This is a genomic window from Streptomyces sp. GMY02, from assembly GCF_019056675.1.
Classification (GTDB): domain Bacteria; phylum Actinomycetota; class Actinomycetes; order Streptomycetales; family Streptomycetaceae; genus Streptomyces; species Streptomyces odonnellii.
Genome location: NZ_CP077658.1, coordinates 7429730 through 7443333, shown reverse-complemented (window position 1 = coordinate 7443333; position 13604 = coordinate 7429730). Strand labels below are relative to the sequence as shown.

Here is a 13604-nt window from a genome sequence, read left to right as displayed (position 1 = left end):
CGTTTCGAACACGCAAGGTACGGAGATTTGGCGGCCACACCCAGGACGATCTTGCTCAAGCCAGCAAGCTCAGCCCAGGAAGCTCAGTCTCACCTGACGTTCGGGGTTGTCGGTGTTCGTGTCCACCAGGCACACCGACTGCCATGTGCCCAAGGCCAGCCTGCCCCCGATGACCGGCAGTGTGGCGTGTGGGGGTAGCAGGGCCGGGAGTACGTGGTCTCTGCCGTGGCCCGGGGTGCCGTGGCGGTGCTGCCAGGGGGTGGTGGGCGGGAGGAGGGACTGGAGGGCGGCGAGCAGGTCGTCGTCGCTGCCCGCGCCGGTTTCGATGAGGGCCAGGCCTGCGGTGGCGTGCGGGACGAAGACATTGAGCAGGCCGTCGCGGCCCGCGGCCGTCTGCTGGAGGAATTCCTCGCAGGCGTGGGTCAGATCGGTCACGGCCTCGCGCGTGCCGGTCGTGATGTTCAGGATTCTGGTGGTGAACGCGTCGGACATACGGACATCCTCTCGCCCGGCCCTCGGAATCGCCCGTCCGCGTGCCGAGACACCATTGACCGGATCCGGAAAGGCTCGCTACGTTCAGCGCCATGTTGAGTTCAGCTCTGCTCACCACGCGCGGTCATATCGACCTGCTGCGGGTGGCGTCCGCCGCGTGTTGTCGCGGCCGCTGATCCTTTCCGGCGCCTGTGTGTCCGCGTGACCTCGTCTCCGCGTGATCCCGCATCTGCGTGACCTGGCATCCCTGTCGTTCTTTCCGCCGGTGGCGCCCCGGCTTCCTTCTCGGATGAGTGCCGCAAGCCCCTGACCGTGTGACGTGGCAGTGCCGCCGCACACGGCCGTCGAGGCGCGCCCTTCTTCTTTTCCGCGCTCTTTCGCCCCCGTGGAGCTGTTATGACCCTCGGCCACGCCCCGCCCGACATTTCCCCCTTGCCCGAGAATTCTACGTCCAGGAATTCCACGTCCACGAACCCGTCGCCCGGCCTGGAGCCGATCACCCCCGCCTCCGCACCCGGCTCACGGCGGCGTTCCGTACCCCGGTGGCTGCGGCGCACCGTGGGGCCGTTGCTGCTGCTGCTCGCCTGGCAGGTGCTCAGTGCGACCGGGGTGCTGCACGAGGACGTCCTCGCCTCGCCCGGCACCATTGCCCGGGCCGCGGGCGATCTGATCGCCGACGGCACGCTGCCCTCCGCCATGGGTGTCTCGCTCCGGCGTGTCGCGGTCGGACTGCTGCTCGGCGGGGTCATCGGTATCTCGCTGGCCCTGGTATCGGGACTCTCACGGCTCGGTGAGGACCTGGTCGACGCGACCGTACAGATGCTGCGCACCGTGCCCTGGGTCGGGCTGATCCCGCTCTTCATCATCTGGCTGGGCATCGGCGAAGCGCCCAAGATCGCGCTCATCGCGCTCGGTGTCGCCTTCCACCTCTATCTCAATGTGTACGCGGGCATCCGCGGGGTGGACGAGCAACTCATCGAGGCCGGGCAGTCGTTGGGACTCGGCCGCTGGGGGCTGATCCGGCATGTCGTCCTGCCGGGCGCGCTGCCCGGCGCGATGACCGGTCTGCGGTACTCGCTCGCCACCGCCTGGCTCGCGCTCGTCTTCGGCGAGTCCATCAACGCCGACGCCGGTATCGGCTTTCTGATGAACCAGGCCAGGGAGTTCTTCCGTACCGATGTGATCGTCGTCTGCCTGGTCGTCTACGCCTTTCTCGGGCTGCTCGCCGATGCCGTCGTCCGCACTCTCGAAAGGCTGCTGCTGCAATGGCGACCGACCTTCACGGGCCAGTGAGCCCGCGCCCCGCCGCCTCCGGCCAGGACGGTGCGGCGGTACGGGTCGAAGGGCTGACCCGGGCCTTCGACGGACGTCCGGTGATCGACAAGCTCGATCTGACGCTGCGGCCCGGGGAGTTCACGGTCCTGCTCGGCCGCAGCGGCTGCGGCAAGTCGACCCTGCTGCGGGTGCTCGCGGGCCTCGACCGCGACATCGAGGGCACGGTGCTCGTACCGAAACGGCGCGCGGTCGCCTTCCAGGCGCCCCGGCTGATGCCGTGGAAACGGGTCTGGCGCAATGTGCTGCTCGGTCTGGACGGCAAGCCCCAACGGGCGGTCGCCGAGAGCGCGTTGGAGGAGGTCGGGCTGAGCCATCGCTCCGGTGCCTGGCCCAAGACGCTCTCGGGCGGCGAGGCCCAGCGCGCGTCGCTCGCGCGGGCGCTCGTACGGGAACCCGATCTGCTGCTGCTCGACGAGCCGTTCGGCGCGCTGGACGCGCTGACCCGGCTCAACGCGCAGCGTCTGGTGGCCGAGTTGTGGCAGCGGCGCGGCTGCGCGGTACTGCTGGTCACGCATGACGTGGAGGAGGCGCTGCTGCTCGCGGACCGTGCGCTGGTGATGCGCGACGGCGTCATCGCGTACGAGACGGAGGTCGCGCTGGACCGTCCGCGCTCCGTGGGAGATCCGGGTTTCGCCGCGCTGCGCTCCCGGCTGCTCGGCGAACTCGGTGTCGACGAACCTGCTGCGGACGCCGCCTGAGCCCCGCCCGGAAGCGGCTTGAGCCCGCCTGGACCGTCCCAGCACGCCCGGTCGGCTTCTTCCCCCGCCGCCCCGCCCGCCCCTTACGGGACCGTCCCCCCTGGCCAGCCCGTACAGACCCGCCCCCTTTGTCACCCCGTACGGAACCGGCCCCACCACCCCGGCCCGCCCCTCCCCAGAAAGCCTCCTCTCCCATGAAACGCTTCCTGCCCGCCGTACTCCTCCCCCTCGCACTCCCCCTCACCCTGCTGCTCGCCGCCTGCTCCGGCGCCTCCGCCGACGGCTCGGGCGGCGCAGGCGGCAACACCGACGGCAAGGGTTCCGTGACCCTCAACGTCGGTGACCAGAAAGGCGGTTCCGAGGCCGTCCTGCGCGCCGCCGGTGAACTCGACGATCTCCCCTACCGGATCACCTGGTCGACCTTCACCTCAGGACCGCCGCTGCTCGAAGCCGTCAACGCCAAGGCCGTGGATGTCGGTTCCGTAGGCAACACGCCTCCGGTCTTCGCCGCCGGAGCCGGTTCGAAGATCACGGTCGTGGCCGCGACCCACGGCGGCTCGCGGGGCGAGGCGATCCTCGTCCCCAAGGACTCGCCGCTGACCAGGACCACCGACCTCAAGGGCAGGTCGGTCGCCGTCGCCCAGGGCAGCTCGGCGCACTTCCAGCTCATCGCCTCCCTCAGGAAGGCCGGTCTCACACTGGACGACATCAAGGTCACGCTGTTGCAGCCGGCCGACGCGCTGGCCGCGTTCACCAGCGGCAAGGTGGACGCCTGGGCCGTGTGGGACCCGTACACCTCCCAGGTCCTGCGCGGCGGACAGGGCCGGGTGCTGACCGACGGCGAAGGCGTTGTCAACGGGCTGAACTTCCAGGTCGCCGCGCCGTCCGCCCTCGCCGACAAGGACAAGGCCGCGGCCATCGGCGACTATGTCGAGCGGCTGCGCCGGGCGCAGGACTGGGTCTTCGACCACCCCGAGGAGTGGGCGAAGGTCTGGGCCGAGGAGACCGGACTGCCGTACGAAGTGGCCCTGGACTCCGTCAAGCTCACGCACGGCACCCGGGTACCGGTCGCGCTGGACCAGGCCGCCATCGCATCCGAACAGAGCATCGCCGACACCTTCGCCGATCTCGAACTCATCCCCCGCCGCTTCGACTTCGCCGATTTCGTGGACGACCGCTTCAACAAGGACCTGCCGCCGTCGACCTCCCCGGCGCGCAGCTACGGAAAGGCCTCTTCCCGATGAGCATTCATCTGCACTGGTTCCTGCCGACCGGGGGCGACGGACGGACGCTGGTGGACCGCCACGCGTACACCGACGGCGGTATCACGCGTTCCAGGATCACTCCGGTGAGCGGGGTCAGGGCGCCGGACATCGAGTATCTGGCGCAGATCGCCAAGGCGGCCGAACAGCTCGGTTTCGAAGCGGTGCTGACGCCGACGGGCACCTGGTGCGAGGACGCCTGGCTGACGACGGTTGCGCTCGCGCAGCAGACCGAGCGGCTGAAGTTCCTGGTGGCCTTCCGGCCGGGGCTGATCTCGCCGGTGCTGGCCGCGCAGATGGCTGCCACGTACCAGCGCGTCACCCGGGGCCGGCTGCTGCTCAATGTGGTGACCGGCGGTGACTCGACCGAGCAGCGGCGCTTCGGTGACCATCTCGACCACGACCGGCGCTATGCGCGGACGGCGGAGTTCCTGTCGGTGATCCGTGGGGTGTGGGGCGGACGGCCCTACGACTTCGACGGTGAGCACTTCCAGGTGGAGGGCGGGCTCACCGCGCTGCCGCCGGATCCGCTGCCGGAGATCTTCTTCGGCGGCTCGTCCGCGGCGGCGGGCCCTGTCGCCGCCGAGCATGTGGATGTCTATCTGACCTGGGGCGAGCCTCCCGCCCAGGTGAAGGAGAAGATCGACTGGATCCGGGGGCTGGCCGAGGAGCGCGGCCGTACGGTCCGCTTCGGCATCCGGCTGCACGCCATCTCGCGGGACTCCGCGAAGGAGGCCTGGGCCACTGCGGACCGGCTGCTGGACGATCTCGACCCCGAGACGGTCGCCGCGGCCCAGCAGGCGCTGGGCCGGAGCGAGTCGGTGGGGCAGCAGCGGATGCTCGCCCTGCACGGCGGCTCGCGCGAGGGGCTGGAGATCTCGCCCAACCTCTGGGCGGGGGTGGGTCTGGTACGCGGCGGCGCGGGCACCGCGCTGGTGGGCAGCCACGCCGATGTGGCCGACCGGATCGAGGAGTACCACGAGCTGGGCATCGAGCACTTCGTCCTCTCCGGCTATCCGCACCTCGAGGAGGCGTACTGGTTCGGCGAGGGCGTGACCCCGGAGCTGGCGGCGCGCGGGCTGCTGGCACAGGTGCCGCCCTCTCCGCTGCTGGGCGTGCCCGCGGCCAACGGGCGGCCGGCGTCCGCGCCCGGCGGCGCTCCGCTGCTGTTCGCCGGCGGTCGCTGAGCCGAGCGAGGCGCCCTCGCTCTGGGCACGCCGGAAGCGGGAAGATTCCCGGATCCAAGGCTGTTTGTAGAAACGTGAACGACTTCGGGGTACGGGACGGGGCACGGGACATCGATGTGGTCGTCGTGGGCGCCGGACAGGCAGGTCTGTCCGGCGCCCACCATCTGCGGCGGTCCGGGCTCGTACCGGACGAGGACTTCGTCGTACTCGACCATGCCCCGCACCCGGGTGGCGCCTGGCAGTTCCGCTGGCCCTCGCTGACATACGGCAAGGTCCACGGCATGCACGCGCTCCCCGGTATGGAGCTGATCACCGGGCCGGCCGATGACGACCGGCCCTCGTCGGAGGTGATCAGCGGCTACTTCACGGAGTACGAGCGGCGCTTCGGCCTGCGGGTCCACCGGCCGGTCGATGTGACGGCGGTACGGGAGGGAACCGGCGGGCGGCTGCTGGTGGAGACCTCCGAGGGGAACTGGTCGGCGCGGGCGCTGATCAACGCCACCGGCACCTGGGACCGCCCCTTCTGGCCTCGCTATCCGGGCCAGGAGACCTTCCGGGGCCGCCAGTTGCACACGGCGGGCTATCCGGGACCGGAGGAGTTCGCCGGACTGCGTGTGGTCGTGGTGGGCGGCGGCGCCTCGGGGACCCAGCATCTGATGGAGATCGCGAAGGTGGCGGCGGACACCACCTGGGTGACGCGCCGGCCGCCGGTCTTCCGCGAGGGACCGTTCGGCGAGGAACAGGGGCGGGCGGCCGTCGCGCTCGTCGACGAGCGGGTACGCCAGGGCCTGCCGCCCGGGAGCGTGGTCTCGGTGACCGGACTTCCGCTGAACGAGGCGATCGTCCGGGCGCGGGAGGAAGGCGTACTGAACCGGCTGCCAATGTTCGACCGGATCACCCCGGACGGGGTGGCCTGGGACGACGGGCGCACGGTGCCGGCCGATGTGATCCTCTGGGCGACCGGGTTCCGCGCGGCCATCGACCATCTCGCGCCGTTGGGCCTGCGCGAGCGCGGCGGCGGGATCCGCGTCGAGGGAACGCGCGCGGTACGGGACGAGCGGGTCCATCTGGTCGGGTACGGGCCGTCCGCCTCCACCATCGGCGCCAACCGTGCCGGACGGGCCGCGGTACGGGAGATCAAGCGGCTGCTGGAACGCGAGCCCGTGGCGGCGGCCTGAACAGCGTTGTCGAAGTCGGCGCCCACGGTCAGCCTTCGGTGTTCGTGTCGGCGGAGGCGCTGCCCTTTGCCTTTGCGCGGTTCTCGTTGAACTCCTCGACGTTCGCGAGGTGTTCGGAGTAGTTGTTGGTGAAGCGGGTGTCCCCCTTCGCCACGGTGACGAAGTACAGCCACTCCCCGCGCGAGGGGTTGAGCGCCGCGTCCATCGCCTGCTCCCCCGGGTTCCCGATCGGTGTCGGCGTCAGACCCTTGTGCTGATAGGTGTTGTAGGGGCTGTCGATCCGCGTATCGGAATGCGTGGTGTCGAGTGTGTTGCGGTTGAGCGCGTAGTTGAGGGTCGAGTCCATCTGGAGCGGCATGCCCAGGGCCAGCCGGTTGTGCACGACCCGCGCGACCTTGGGCATATCGGCCGCCGACTCGGCTTCGGCCTCGACGATGCTGGCGATGGTGACCGACTCATAGGTCGTCATTCCATTGCGCTGGGCTCCGGCGGTGATGTGATCGCCGGTGAACCTCTTGTTGGCGGTGTTGACCATATAGCTCAGCAGACCGGCCGCGGTGGTCGAGGAATCGATCGGATAGGTGGCCGGGAAGAGATAACCCTCGGGGTTGCCCTTGGCCTCCTCCGGCAGCTTGAGCCGGGCCGTGGCCGCCGCGTTCCTGGTGGTGCCCGTCGGCAGTTCCAGGGCCTTGTCGACGGCGGCGTACACATCGGTGGCGCGTCGCCCCTCCGTGATGACCAGCGTCGAGGTCTTCTCGCCGCCGCTCTCCTCGGTCATGAGAAGTACGGGCAGCAGCACCGCCGCTCCGACGGCAAGGGTGGCGGCCACCAGCAGGACCAGTCGGCCACGGCGGGTCAGACGGGGCCTGCCACCGGGTCTCGCATCCGGAAGCTCGTTCATCATATGGGCACGGTAACCCGGAGTGATCACCGATCCTGGCACCTGCGGTGCGGCGACACGGTTCGTATACATACGGACGGATATTCCGCCAGTCCATGTACGCATGGCGACCGCGTCATGGACCCCCGGCTGCCCCGGATGCGGTGCCGCCGGCTCCCGGCTCGAAGGAGCGGCGGCACTGCCGTACTCAGGGGGCGACCGGGGCCAGTTCCTCATCGGTGTGACCCGGCAGGCTGTCGTTATCGGTGTGGCCCGGCAGGCTGTCCCTGCGGACGAGGGCCGCATAGCGCCCGTCCTGCTGGAGCAGCTCGTCATGGGTGCCCTGCTCCACCACCCGGCCCGCGTCCAGGACCACGATCTGGTCCGCGTCCCTGACGGTGGAGAGCCGGTGCGCGATGGTGATCGTGGTGCGTCCCCGCGAGAGCGCGTCGATGGCCTCCTGTACGGCGTGTTCGGTACGGGTGTCCAGCGCGCTGGTCGCCTCGTCCAGGATCAGCACGGGCGGGTCGCGCAGGATGGTGCGGGCGATGGCGAGCCGCTGTTTCTCACCTCCGGAGAACCGGTATCCGCGCTCACCCACCAGGGTGTCGTAACCGTCGGGGAGCGAGGTGATGTGGTCATGGATCTGGGCCGCTCTGGCGGCCTTCTCTATCTCCTCGTCGGTGGCCTCGGGTCTGGCGAAGCGGAGATTCTCGGCGACGGAGGCATGGAAGAGATAGGTCTCCTGGGAGACCACGCCGACCGCCCGGGACAGGGTGTCGAAGTCCAGGTCGCGCACATCGACACCGTCGAGCAGGACCCGGCCGCCGGTCACGTCGTACAACCGGGGCACGAGATAGCTCAGGGTCGACTTGCCGGAGCCCGTGGGCCCGACGACGGCGAGGCTGCCGCCGGCCGGAACGGTGAGCTCGATTCCCTTGAGTGTCGGCTGCCCGCCCTTGTCGTCGTAACTGAAGTCGACCCCGTCGAACCGCACTTCACCGCGCACCTGCTCGATCCCGACCGGGTGCTCGGCCTCGGTGATGTCGACGGGCAGGTCGAGGTACTCGAAGATGCGCTGGAACAGGGCGAGTGAGGTCTGTATCTGCACTCCGGTGGAGAGCAGGCTCACGGCGGGCCGGAAAAGGCCTTGCTGGAGGGAGACGAAGGCGACGAGTGTGCCGATGGAGACGGCGGTGCTCCCGGCGCCCAGAGCTATGCCCGCGGCCCAGTAGATGACGGCGGGCATGGCGGCCATGACGATGCCGATGGTGGACATCCGCCAGCGGCCCGCCAGATTGGCCCGTACCTCCAGGTCGACCAGCCGCTCGGACTCGTCGGAGAAGGACTTGGTCAGAGAGTCCGCGCGCCCCATCGTGCGACCGAGGAGGATGCCGCTCACCGAGAGCGATTCGGTGACGGTGGCGGCCATGGTGGCCATCTGGCGCTGGCGGTCCGTGGTGATCTTCTTCCGCTCCTGGCCGACCAGACGGCTGATCCAGACGAACAGCGGCAGCAGGATCAGCGAGACGGCGGTGAGCCGCCAGTCCAGGGCGACCATCGCGACGATCGACGCCACGACGGCCGTGAGGTTGGAGACCAGGGATGTCGCGGTCGAGGTGACCGTCGCCTGCATACCGCCGATGTCATTGGCGATACGGGACTGGACCTCGCCGGTCCTGGTCCTGGTGAAGAAGGCGAGCGGCATCCGCTGGAGCTGGGCGTAGACACCGGTGCGCAGATCGTGCATGACCCGCTGGCCGACCGTCGTCGAGATCAGCGTCTGGAGCACGCCGAAGACGCCGTTGACCACCGAGGTGGCGATCATGCCGAGGGCGAGCAGGCTGAGCAGTCCGGTACGGCCCTGCGGGATCGCGGTGTCGAGGATCTCGCGGAGCAGGAACGGCGAGGCGACCGAGACCAGCGACGAGGCGCCGACGAGCAGCCCCACGATCGCGAGCCGGCCGCGGTAGGGACGGAACAGGCGGAAGATGCGCCGGAGCTGCGCGGGCGGCTCCGGCTGCCCCGGACGCTCGGTGCGGGGCGTGGGTGACCAGGTGGATTCCTCGGGTTTCATGGGCTCCTTCGACGAGCGGAACGGCTTCGGTGGAAGCGCTTGGTCGGGCTTGGCTTTGAGAGCCTAGCTCACTGTTACCTATGTACACAATGAACGGGCTCCTGATATTGTTCCCGCCATGAGCACTCCCGACGCGGACGGCATGCTGGCCGAGCAGTTGCTGCGGCTGACCCGTCGGCTCCAGCGCATCCAGAAGCGGCAGATGGAGCCGATCGGGATCACCCCCGCGCAGGCCCGGCTGCTGCGCACGCTCGCGTATTACGAACAGCCGCCGCGGATGGCCGATCTGGCCGAGCGGCTCGAAGTCGTGCCCCGGGCCGTGACCAGCCTGGTGGACGGTCTCGAGGCGAGCGGCTGGGTGCGGAGAGCACCCGATCGGACCAATCGCCGGGTTGTCCGGGTCGAGCTGACCGACACCGGCCGGGCCACTCTGCGGGCGCTGCGCGGCGCGCGGCGGGCCGCGGCTGAGGACATACTCGCGCCGCTCACCCCCGACCAGCGCGAAGTGCTCGGCGGACTGCTGTCGACGCTGGTCGACGGAGGCCACCGCCCCTGCTGAGTCACGACCGGGTGAGCCACCATCGGGTGAGCGTCGCCAGGCCCGTCCGAAGGGTCGCACCAGACCCACGCGACCCCGTATGACCGGGCCTTTCGCATCGTCCGCTGGCTCGATCTGGCTCTCCGCACGGAAAACCCATTGCCGTGAGCTGCCGAATGAGGCGAACCTTGCACGGTTTGCGCCACTCGGCCTGGGCCACTCCACGAGTCATGGGACATCATGCAGATTCGCGACCTTCCGTATCCCGATCCGGGGATTCCCGACGTCCGGTCGGGCCCCCGGTTCCTGCTGTGGCTCGGACGCAACCAGTTGGGCGGGCAGCTCAAGGCCCTCGCCTGGGGCCTCCTGCACTTCACCGGTATCGGAGGGCTCTCGCTGGGCGCCGGGCTGGCCGTCCAGGCCGTGGTCGACCGCTCGGGCGGCCGGCTCGCGCTCTCCGGCGGTCTGATCGCGCTGTTCGGTGCGGCCATCGCCATCGGCGACACCATGCTGCACCGCGCCGCCGTCACCAACTGGATCACCGCCGCAGCCCGTGTCCAGCAGCTCCTCGCCCGTAAGACCGCCGAGCTGGGTTCGGCGCTGACCCGCCGGGTCGCCGCCGGTGAGGTCGTCGCCGTCTCGACCGGCGATGTCGAGAAGATCGGCTGGTTCGTGGAGGCAGTCTCGCGCTTCCTGGCCGCCGCCTTCGCGATCGTGGTGGTCTGTGTGGGCCTGGTGATCTATCTGCCCGCGCTGGGCGTTCTGGTCGCGCTTTCGGTGCCGGTGCTCGCCCTGGCCGTCCTGCCGCTGCTCCCCCGCGCCACCCAGCGCGCCGACGTCCAGCGCGAGAAGGCCGGCAAGGCCACCGAGCTGGCCTCGGACACCGTCGCCGGGCTGCGCGTGCTGCGCGGTATCGGCGGCGAGGAGCTGTTCCTCGGCCGCTACCGCGCCGCCTCGCAGGAGGTCCGCAGGGCCGCCGTCCGCAGCGCCCGGATGTGGTCGCTGATCTCGGCGGTCCAGGTGCTGCTGCCAGGAGCCCTGCTGCTGGCCGTCATCACGTACGGGGCGCGGCTCGCCCTGGACGGGCGTATCGAGGTGGGCGGGCTGGTGACCGTCTACAGCGCGGTGACCCTGATGCTCTTCCCGCTGCGCCACTTCGAGGAGATCGCGATGGCGTACTCGTTCTCCCGGCCCTCCGCACGGCGCGCGGCCCGGGTGCTGTCGCTGGAGCGGACCGCGTACGAGGACGAGCGCGGCGGCCTCGACGACGCCAGGCCGACCGGGGACCTGTACGACCCGGCCACCGGGCTGCTCGCCCCCGCCGGGCTGCTGACCGCCGTGGTGTGCGGCGATCCGGACGCGGCGGGGCGGCTCGCCGAGCGGCTCGGCGGTCACGCGGCCGTCGAGGAGAAGAGCCCTTCCGTGCTGCTGGGCGGGGTGGCGCTGGACGATCTGCCGCTGGACGCGGCGCGCGCCAGCGTCCTCGTCCAGGACAAGGATCCGGTGCTGCTGTCCGGCACCCTCACGGAGCTGCTGGACGTTCCGGCCTCCGGCGCGGTCGACCCGGAGAAGGCACTCGCCGCCGCCCAGTGCGGGGATGTGCTCGACGCGCTCGTGCAGGCGTCGGTGGACGGCAGCGGCGATCCGATGCGGTCACGGATCACCGAGCGCGGCCGTTCGCTCTCCGGCGGCCAGCGCCAGCGGCTGGCCCTGGCCCGCTCGCTGGTGACCGACCCGGAGGTGCTGGTGCTCGACGAGCCGACCTCCGCGGTCGACTCGCACACCGAGGCGCGGATCGCCCGGAGCGTGAAGGAACTGCGGGCCGGCCGTACGACCGTGGTGTTCGCCTCCTCGCCGCTGCTGCTGGATCACGCGGACCGGGTGGTGTTCGTCCATGAGGGCGAGGTCGCGGCAGTGGGTGCCCACCGGGAGCTGCTGCGCGACGAGCCCGGCTACCGGGAAGTCGTCACCCGTGAGACCGAGGCCGAACAAGAAGCCGGACAAGAGCTGGAACAGGAACAGCGCGCGAAACGGGACCCCATCATGGAGCCCGCCGCATCGCGGGCACGGGAAGAGATCGAGGAATCAGCATGATCGGCGTGGCGCCACCGGCGTACGACCCGGCGGCCCCGGAGTCGGCGACGACCCTGCCGGTCGGGACCCCCGCGACCGTACGGTCCTATGTGAAGGAGCTGCTCAGCCGGCACCGCACGGCGTTCATCCTGCTGATCGCCGTCAACGCGGTCTCGGTGATCGCCTCGATGGTGGGCCCCTATCTGCTCGGCGGCATCGTCGAGGACCTCTCCGAAGGGGCGCGCGAACTGCCCCTGGCCCGCACAGCGGCGATCTTCGCGCTCGCGCTGGTCGTCCAGACCGTGTTCGTACGGCTGGTCCGGCTGCGCGGGGCGATGCTCGGCGAGGAGATGCTCGCGGATCTGCGTGAGGACTTCCTCGTACGGTCCGTGGCGCTGCCGCCCGGCGTCCTGGAGCGGGCCGGCACCGGCGATCTGCTCTCCCGTATCACCACCGACATCGACCGGCTGGCCAACGCGATGCGCGAGGCCGTGCCGCAGCTCGCCATCGGTGTGGTCTGGGCGGCGCTGCTGATCGGCGCGCTGACGGTCACCGCACCGCCGCTGGCGCTGGCGGTGCTGCTGGCGCTGCCGCTGCTGATCGCCGGGTGCCGCTGGTACTTCCGGCGCGCGCCCTCGGCGTACCGCTCGGAGGCCGCCGGGTACGCGGCCGTGGCCGCCATGCTCGCCGAGACGGTCGACGCCGGGCGGACGGTCGAGGCGCACCGCCTCGGCGGGCGCCGGGTGGCGCTGTCGGAGCAGCGGATCAAGGAGTGGACCGCCTGGGAGCGGTACACGCTGTGGCTGCGGTCGGTCCTGTTCCCGACCATCAACCTCACCCATTCGACGATCTTCCTGGCCGTGCTGGTGCTGGGCGGTTCCTTCGTCCTCCAGGGCTGGATCACGGTCGGCCAGCTCACGACGGGCGCGCTGTTCGCCCAGATGCTGGTGGAGCCGGTGGGACTCATCCTGCGCTGGTACGACGAACTCCAGGTCGCGCAGGTGTCCATCGCCCGGCTCGTCGGGGTACGGGACATCGAGCCGGACGCGGGCGACGCCTCGGTGGTGCCGGACGGCCGGGACGTCAGCGCGGACCGGGTGCACTTCGGCTACCGCGAGGGCGTCGACGTACTGCACAAGGTCACCCTGGATGTCAGCCCCGGCACCCGGCTGGCACTGGTCGGCCCGTCGGGGGCCGGGAAGTCGACCCTGGGCCGGCTACTCGCGGGCATATACGGGCCGCGCCGGGGCCGTATCGCCCTCGGCGGCGCGGAGCTGTCGCGCATGCCGGCCGAGCGGGTACGGGAGCATGTCGCCCTGGTCAACCAGGAGCACCATGTGTTCGTGGGCTCGCTCCGCGACAATCTGCTGCTGGCCCGTACGGGCGCGACGGACGCCGAGCTGTGGGCGGCGCTGGGGGCGGTCGACGCGGACGGCTGGGCGCGGGCCCTGGACGACGGTCTGGACACCGGGGTCGGCTCCGGCGGCACGGCCCTGACGCCGGCCCAGGCCCAGCAGATCGCTCTGGCCAGGCTGGTCCTCGCGGATCCGCACACCCTGGTCCTCGACGAGGCGACCTCGCTGCTCGACCCCCGGGCCGCCCGGCATCTGGAGCGCTCACTGGCCCGGGTGCTGGACGGGCGTACGGTCGTGGCGATCGCGCACCGGCTGCACACCGCGCATGACGCGGATGTGATCGCGGTGGTCGAGGAGGGCCGGATCAGCGAGCTGGGCAGCCATGACGAACTGGTGGCGGCGGACGGCGCGTACGCGGCACTGTGGCGGTCCTGGCACGGGTGAGCACGGAAAGGGGCCGGGGCTCACCGCGACGGTGTCCCCGGCCCCCTGATACCTGTAGGCCCCTTGATACCCGTAGGTCTCTCGA

Annotated in this window: 12 protein-coding genes; 9 read left to right on the top strand and 3 right to left on the bottom strand. The window is 70.5% G+C overall.

Annotated features, from left to right (window positions below; translation table 11 throughout):
• Nucleotides 1-69: 69 nt before the first annotated feature.
• On the bottom strand, nucleotides 70-492 hold the full coding sequence (locus KQY30_RS31775; RefSeq protein ID WP_217309993.1) for a YjbQ family protein: 423 nt from the start codon (nucleotides 490-492) through the stop codon (nucleotides 70-72).
• Between the two features lie 92 nt (nucleotides 493-584).
• Between KQY30_RS31775 and KQY30_RS37515 the strand changes: the two genes are divergently transcribed.
• The 6 genes from KQY30_RS37515 to KQY30_RS31750 all read left to right on the top strand — a co-directional run bounded on the left by KQY30_RS37515 (nucleotide 585) and on the right by KQY30_RS31750 (nucleotide 6152).
• Nucleotides 585-668: a putative leader peptide gene (locus KQY30_RS37515; protein WP_367997488.1), complete on the top strand. Its 84-nt coding sequence runs from the start codon at nucleotides 585-587 to the stop codon at nucleotides 666-668.
• A 220-nt stretch (nucleotides 669-888) separates the two neighbouring features.
• A complete protein-coding gene (locus tag KQY30_RS31770; protein ID WP_217309992.1) occupies nucleotides 889-1785 on the top strand; it encodes an ABC transporter permease in 897 nt (298 codons plus the stop codon).
• Complete coding sequence (locus tag KQY30_RS31765) at nucleotides 1758-2525, top strand: ABC transporter ATP-binding protein (RefSeq protein WP_217309991.1); 768 nt, start codon at nucleotides 1758-1760, stop codon at nucleotides 2523-2525. Before KQY30_RS31770 ends, KQY30_RS31765 begins: the two co-directional genes overlap by 28 nt.
• Before the next feature lie 194 nt (nucleotides 2526-2719).
• On the top strand, nucleotides 2720-3769 hold the full coding sequence (locus tag KQY30_RS31760; RefSeq protein ID WP_217309990.1) for an ABC transporter substrate-binding protein: 1050 nt from the start codon (nucleotides 2720-2722) through the stop codon (nucleotides 3767-3769).
• The gene (locus KQY30_RS31755; protein WP_217309989.1) at nucleotides 3766-4974 is read left to right on the top strand and encodes an LLM class flavin-dependent oxidoreductase; all 1209 of its coding nucleotides are present in this window, start codon (nucleotides 3766-3768) and stop codon (nucleotides 4972-4974) included. The genes KQY30_RS31760 and KQY30_RS31755 overlap by 4 nt, the downstream gene beginning before the upstream one ends.
• 74 nt (nucleotides 4975-5048) lie before the next feature.
• Nucleotides 5049-6152, top strand: coding sequence for an NAD(P)-binding domain-containing protein (locus KQY30_RS31750; protein WP_217309988.1), 1104 nt, complete (start codon nucleotides 5049-5051; stop codon nucleotides 6150-6152).
• Nucleotides 6153-6180: 28 nt separating this feature from the next.
• On the opposite strand, the gene mltG is transcribed toward KQY30_RS31750, so the two are convergent.
• Together mltG and KQY30_RS31740 are read right to left on the bottom strand one after the other, a co-directional pair.
• Nucleotides 6181-7056, bottom strand: a complete 876-nt coding sequence (mltG, locus tag KQY30_RS31745) for an endolytic transglycosylase MltG (protein ID WP_217309987.1) — start codon at nucleotides 7054-7056, stop codon at nucleotides 6181-6183.
• 184 nt (nucleotides 7057-7240) lie between these two features.
• The gene (locus KQY30_RS31740; RefSeq protein ID WP_217309986.1) at nucleotides 7241-9109 is read right to left on the bottom strand and encodes an ABC transporter ATP-binding protein; all 1869 of its coding nucleotides are present in this window, start codon (nucleotides 9107-9109) and stop codon (nucleotides 7241-7243) included.
• A 118-nt stretch (nucleotides 9110-9227) separates the two neighbouring features.
• Between KQY30_RS31740 and KQY30_RS31735 the strand changes: the two genes are divergently transcribed.
• From KQY30_RS31735 to KQY30_RS31725, 3 genes are all read left to right on the top strand, one after another.
• The gene (locus KQY30_RS31735; protein ID WP_217309985.1) at nucleotides 9228-9668 is read left to right on the top strand and encodes a MarR family winged helix-turn-helix transcriptional regulator; all 441 of its coding nucleotides are present in this window, start codon (nucleotides 9228-9230) and stop codon (nucleotides 9666-9668) included.
• A 219-nt stretch (nucleotides 9669-9887) separates the two neighbouring features.
• The gene (locus KQY30_RS31730; RefSeq protein ID WP_217309984.1) at nucleotides 9888-11741 is read left to right on the top strand and encodes an ABC transporter ATP-binding protein; all 1854 of its coding nucleotides are present in this window, start codon (nucleotides 9888-9890) and stop codon (nucleotides 11739-11741) included.
• Nucleotides 11738-13519, top strand: a complete 1782-nt coding sequence (locus KQY30_RS31725) for an ABC transporter ATP-binding protein (RefSeq protein ID WP_217309983.1) — start codon at nucleotides 11738-11740, stop codon at nucleotides 13517-13519. Before KQY30_RS31730 ends, KQY30_RS31725 begins: the two co-directional genes overlap by 4 nt.
• The last annotated feature ends 85 nt before the right edge of the window (nucleotides 13520-13604 follow it).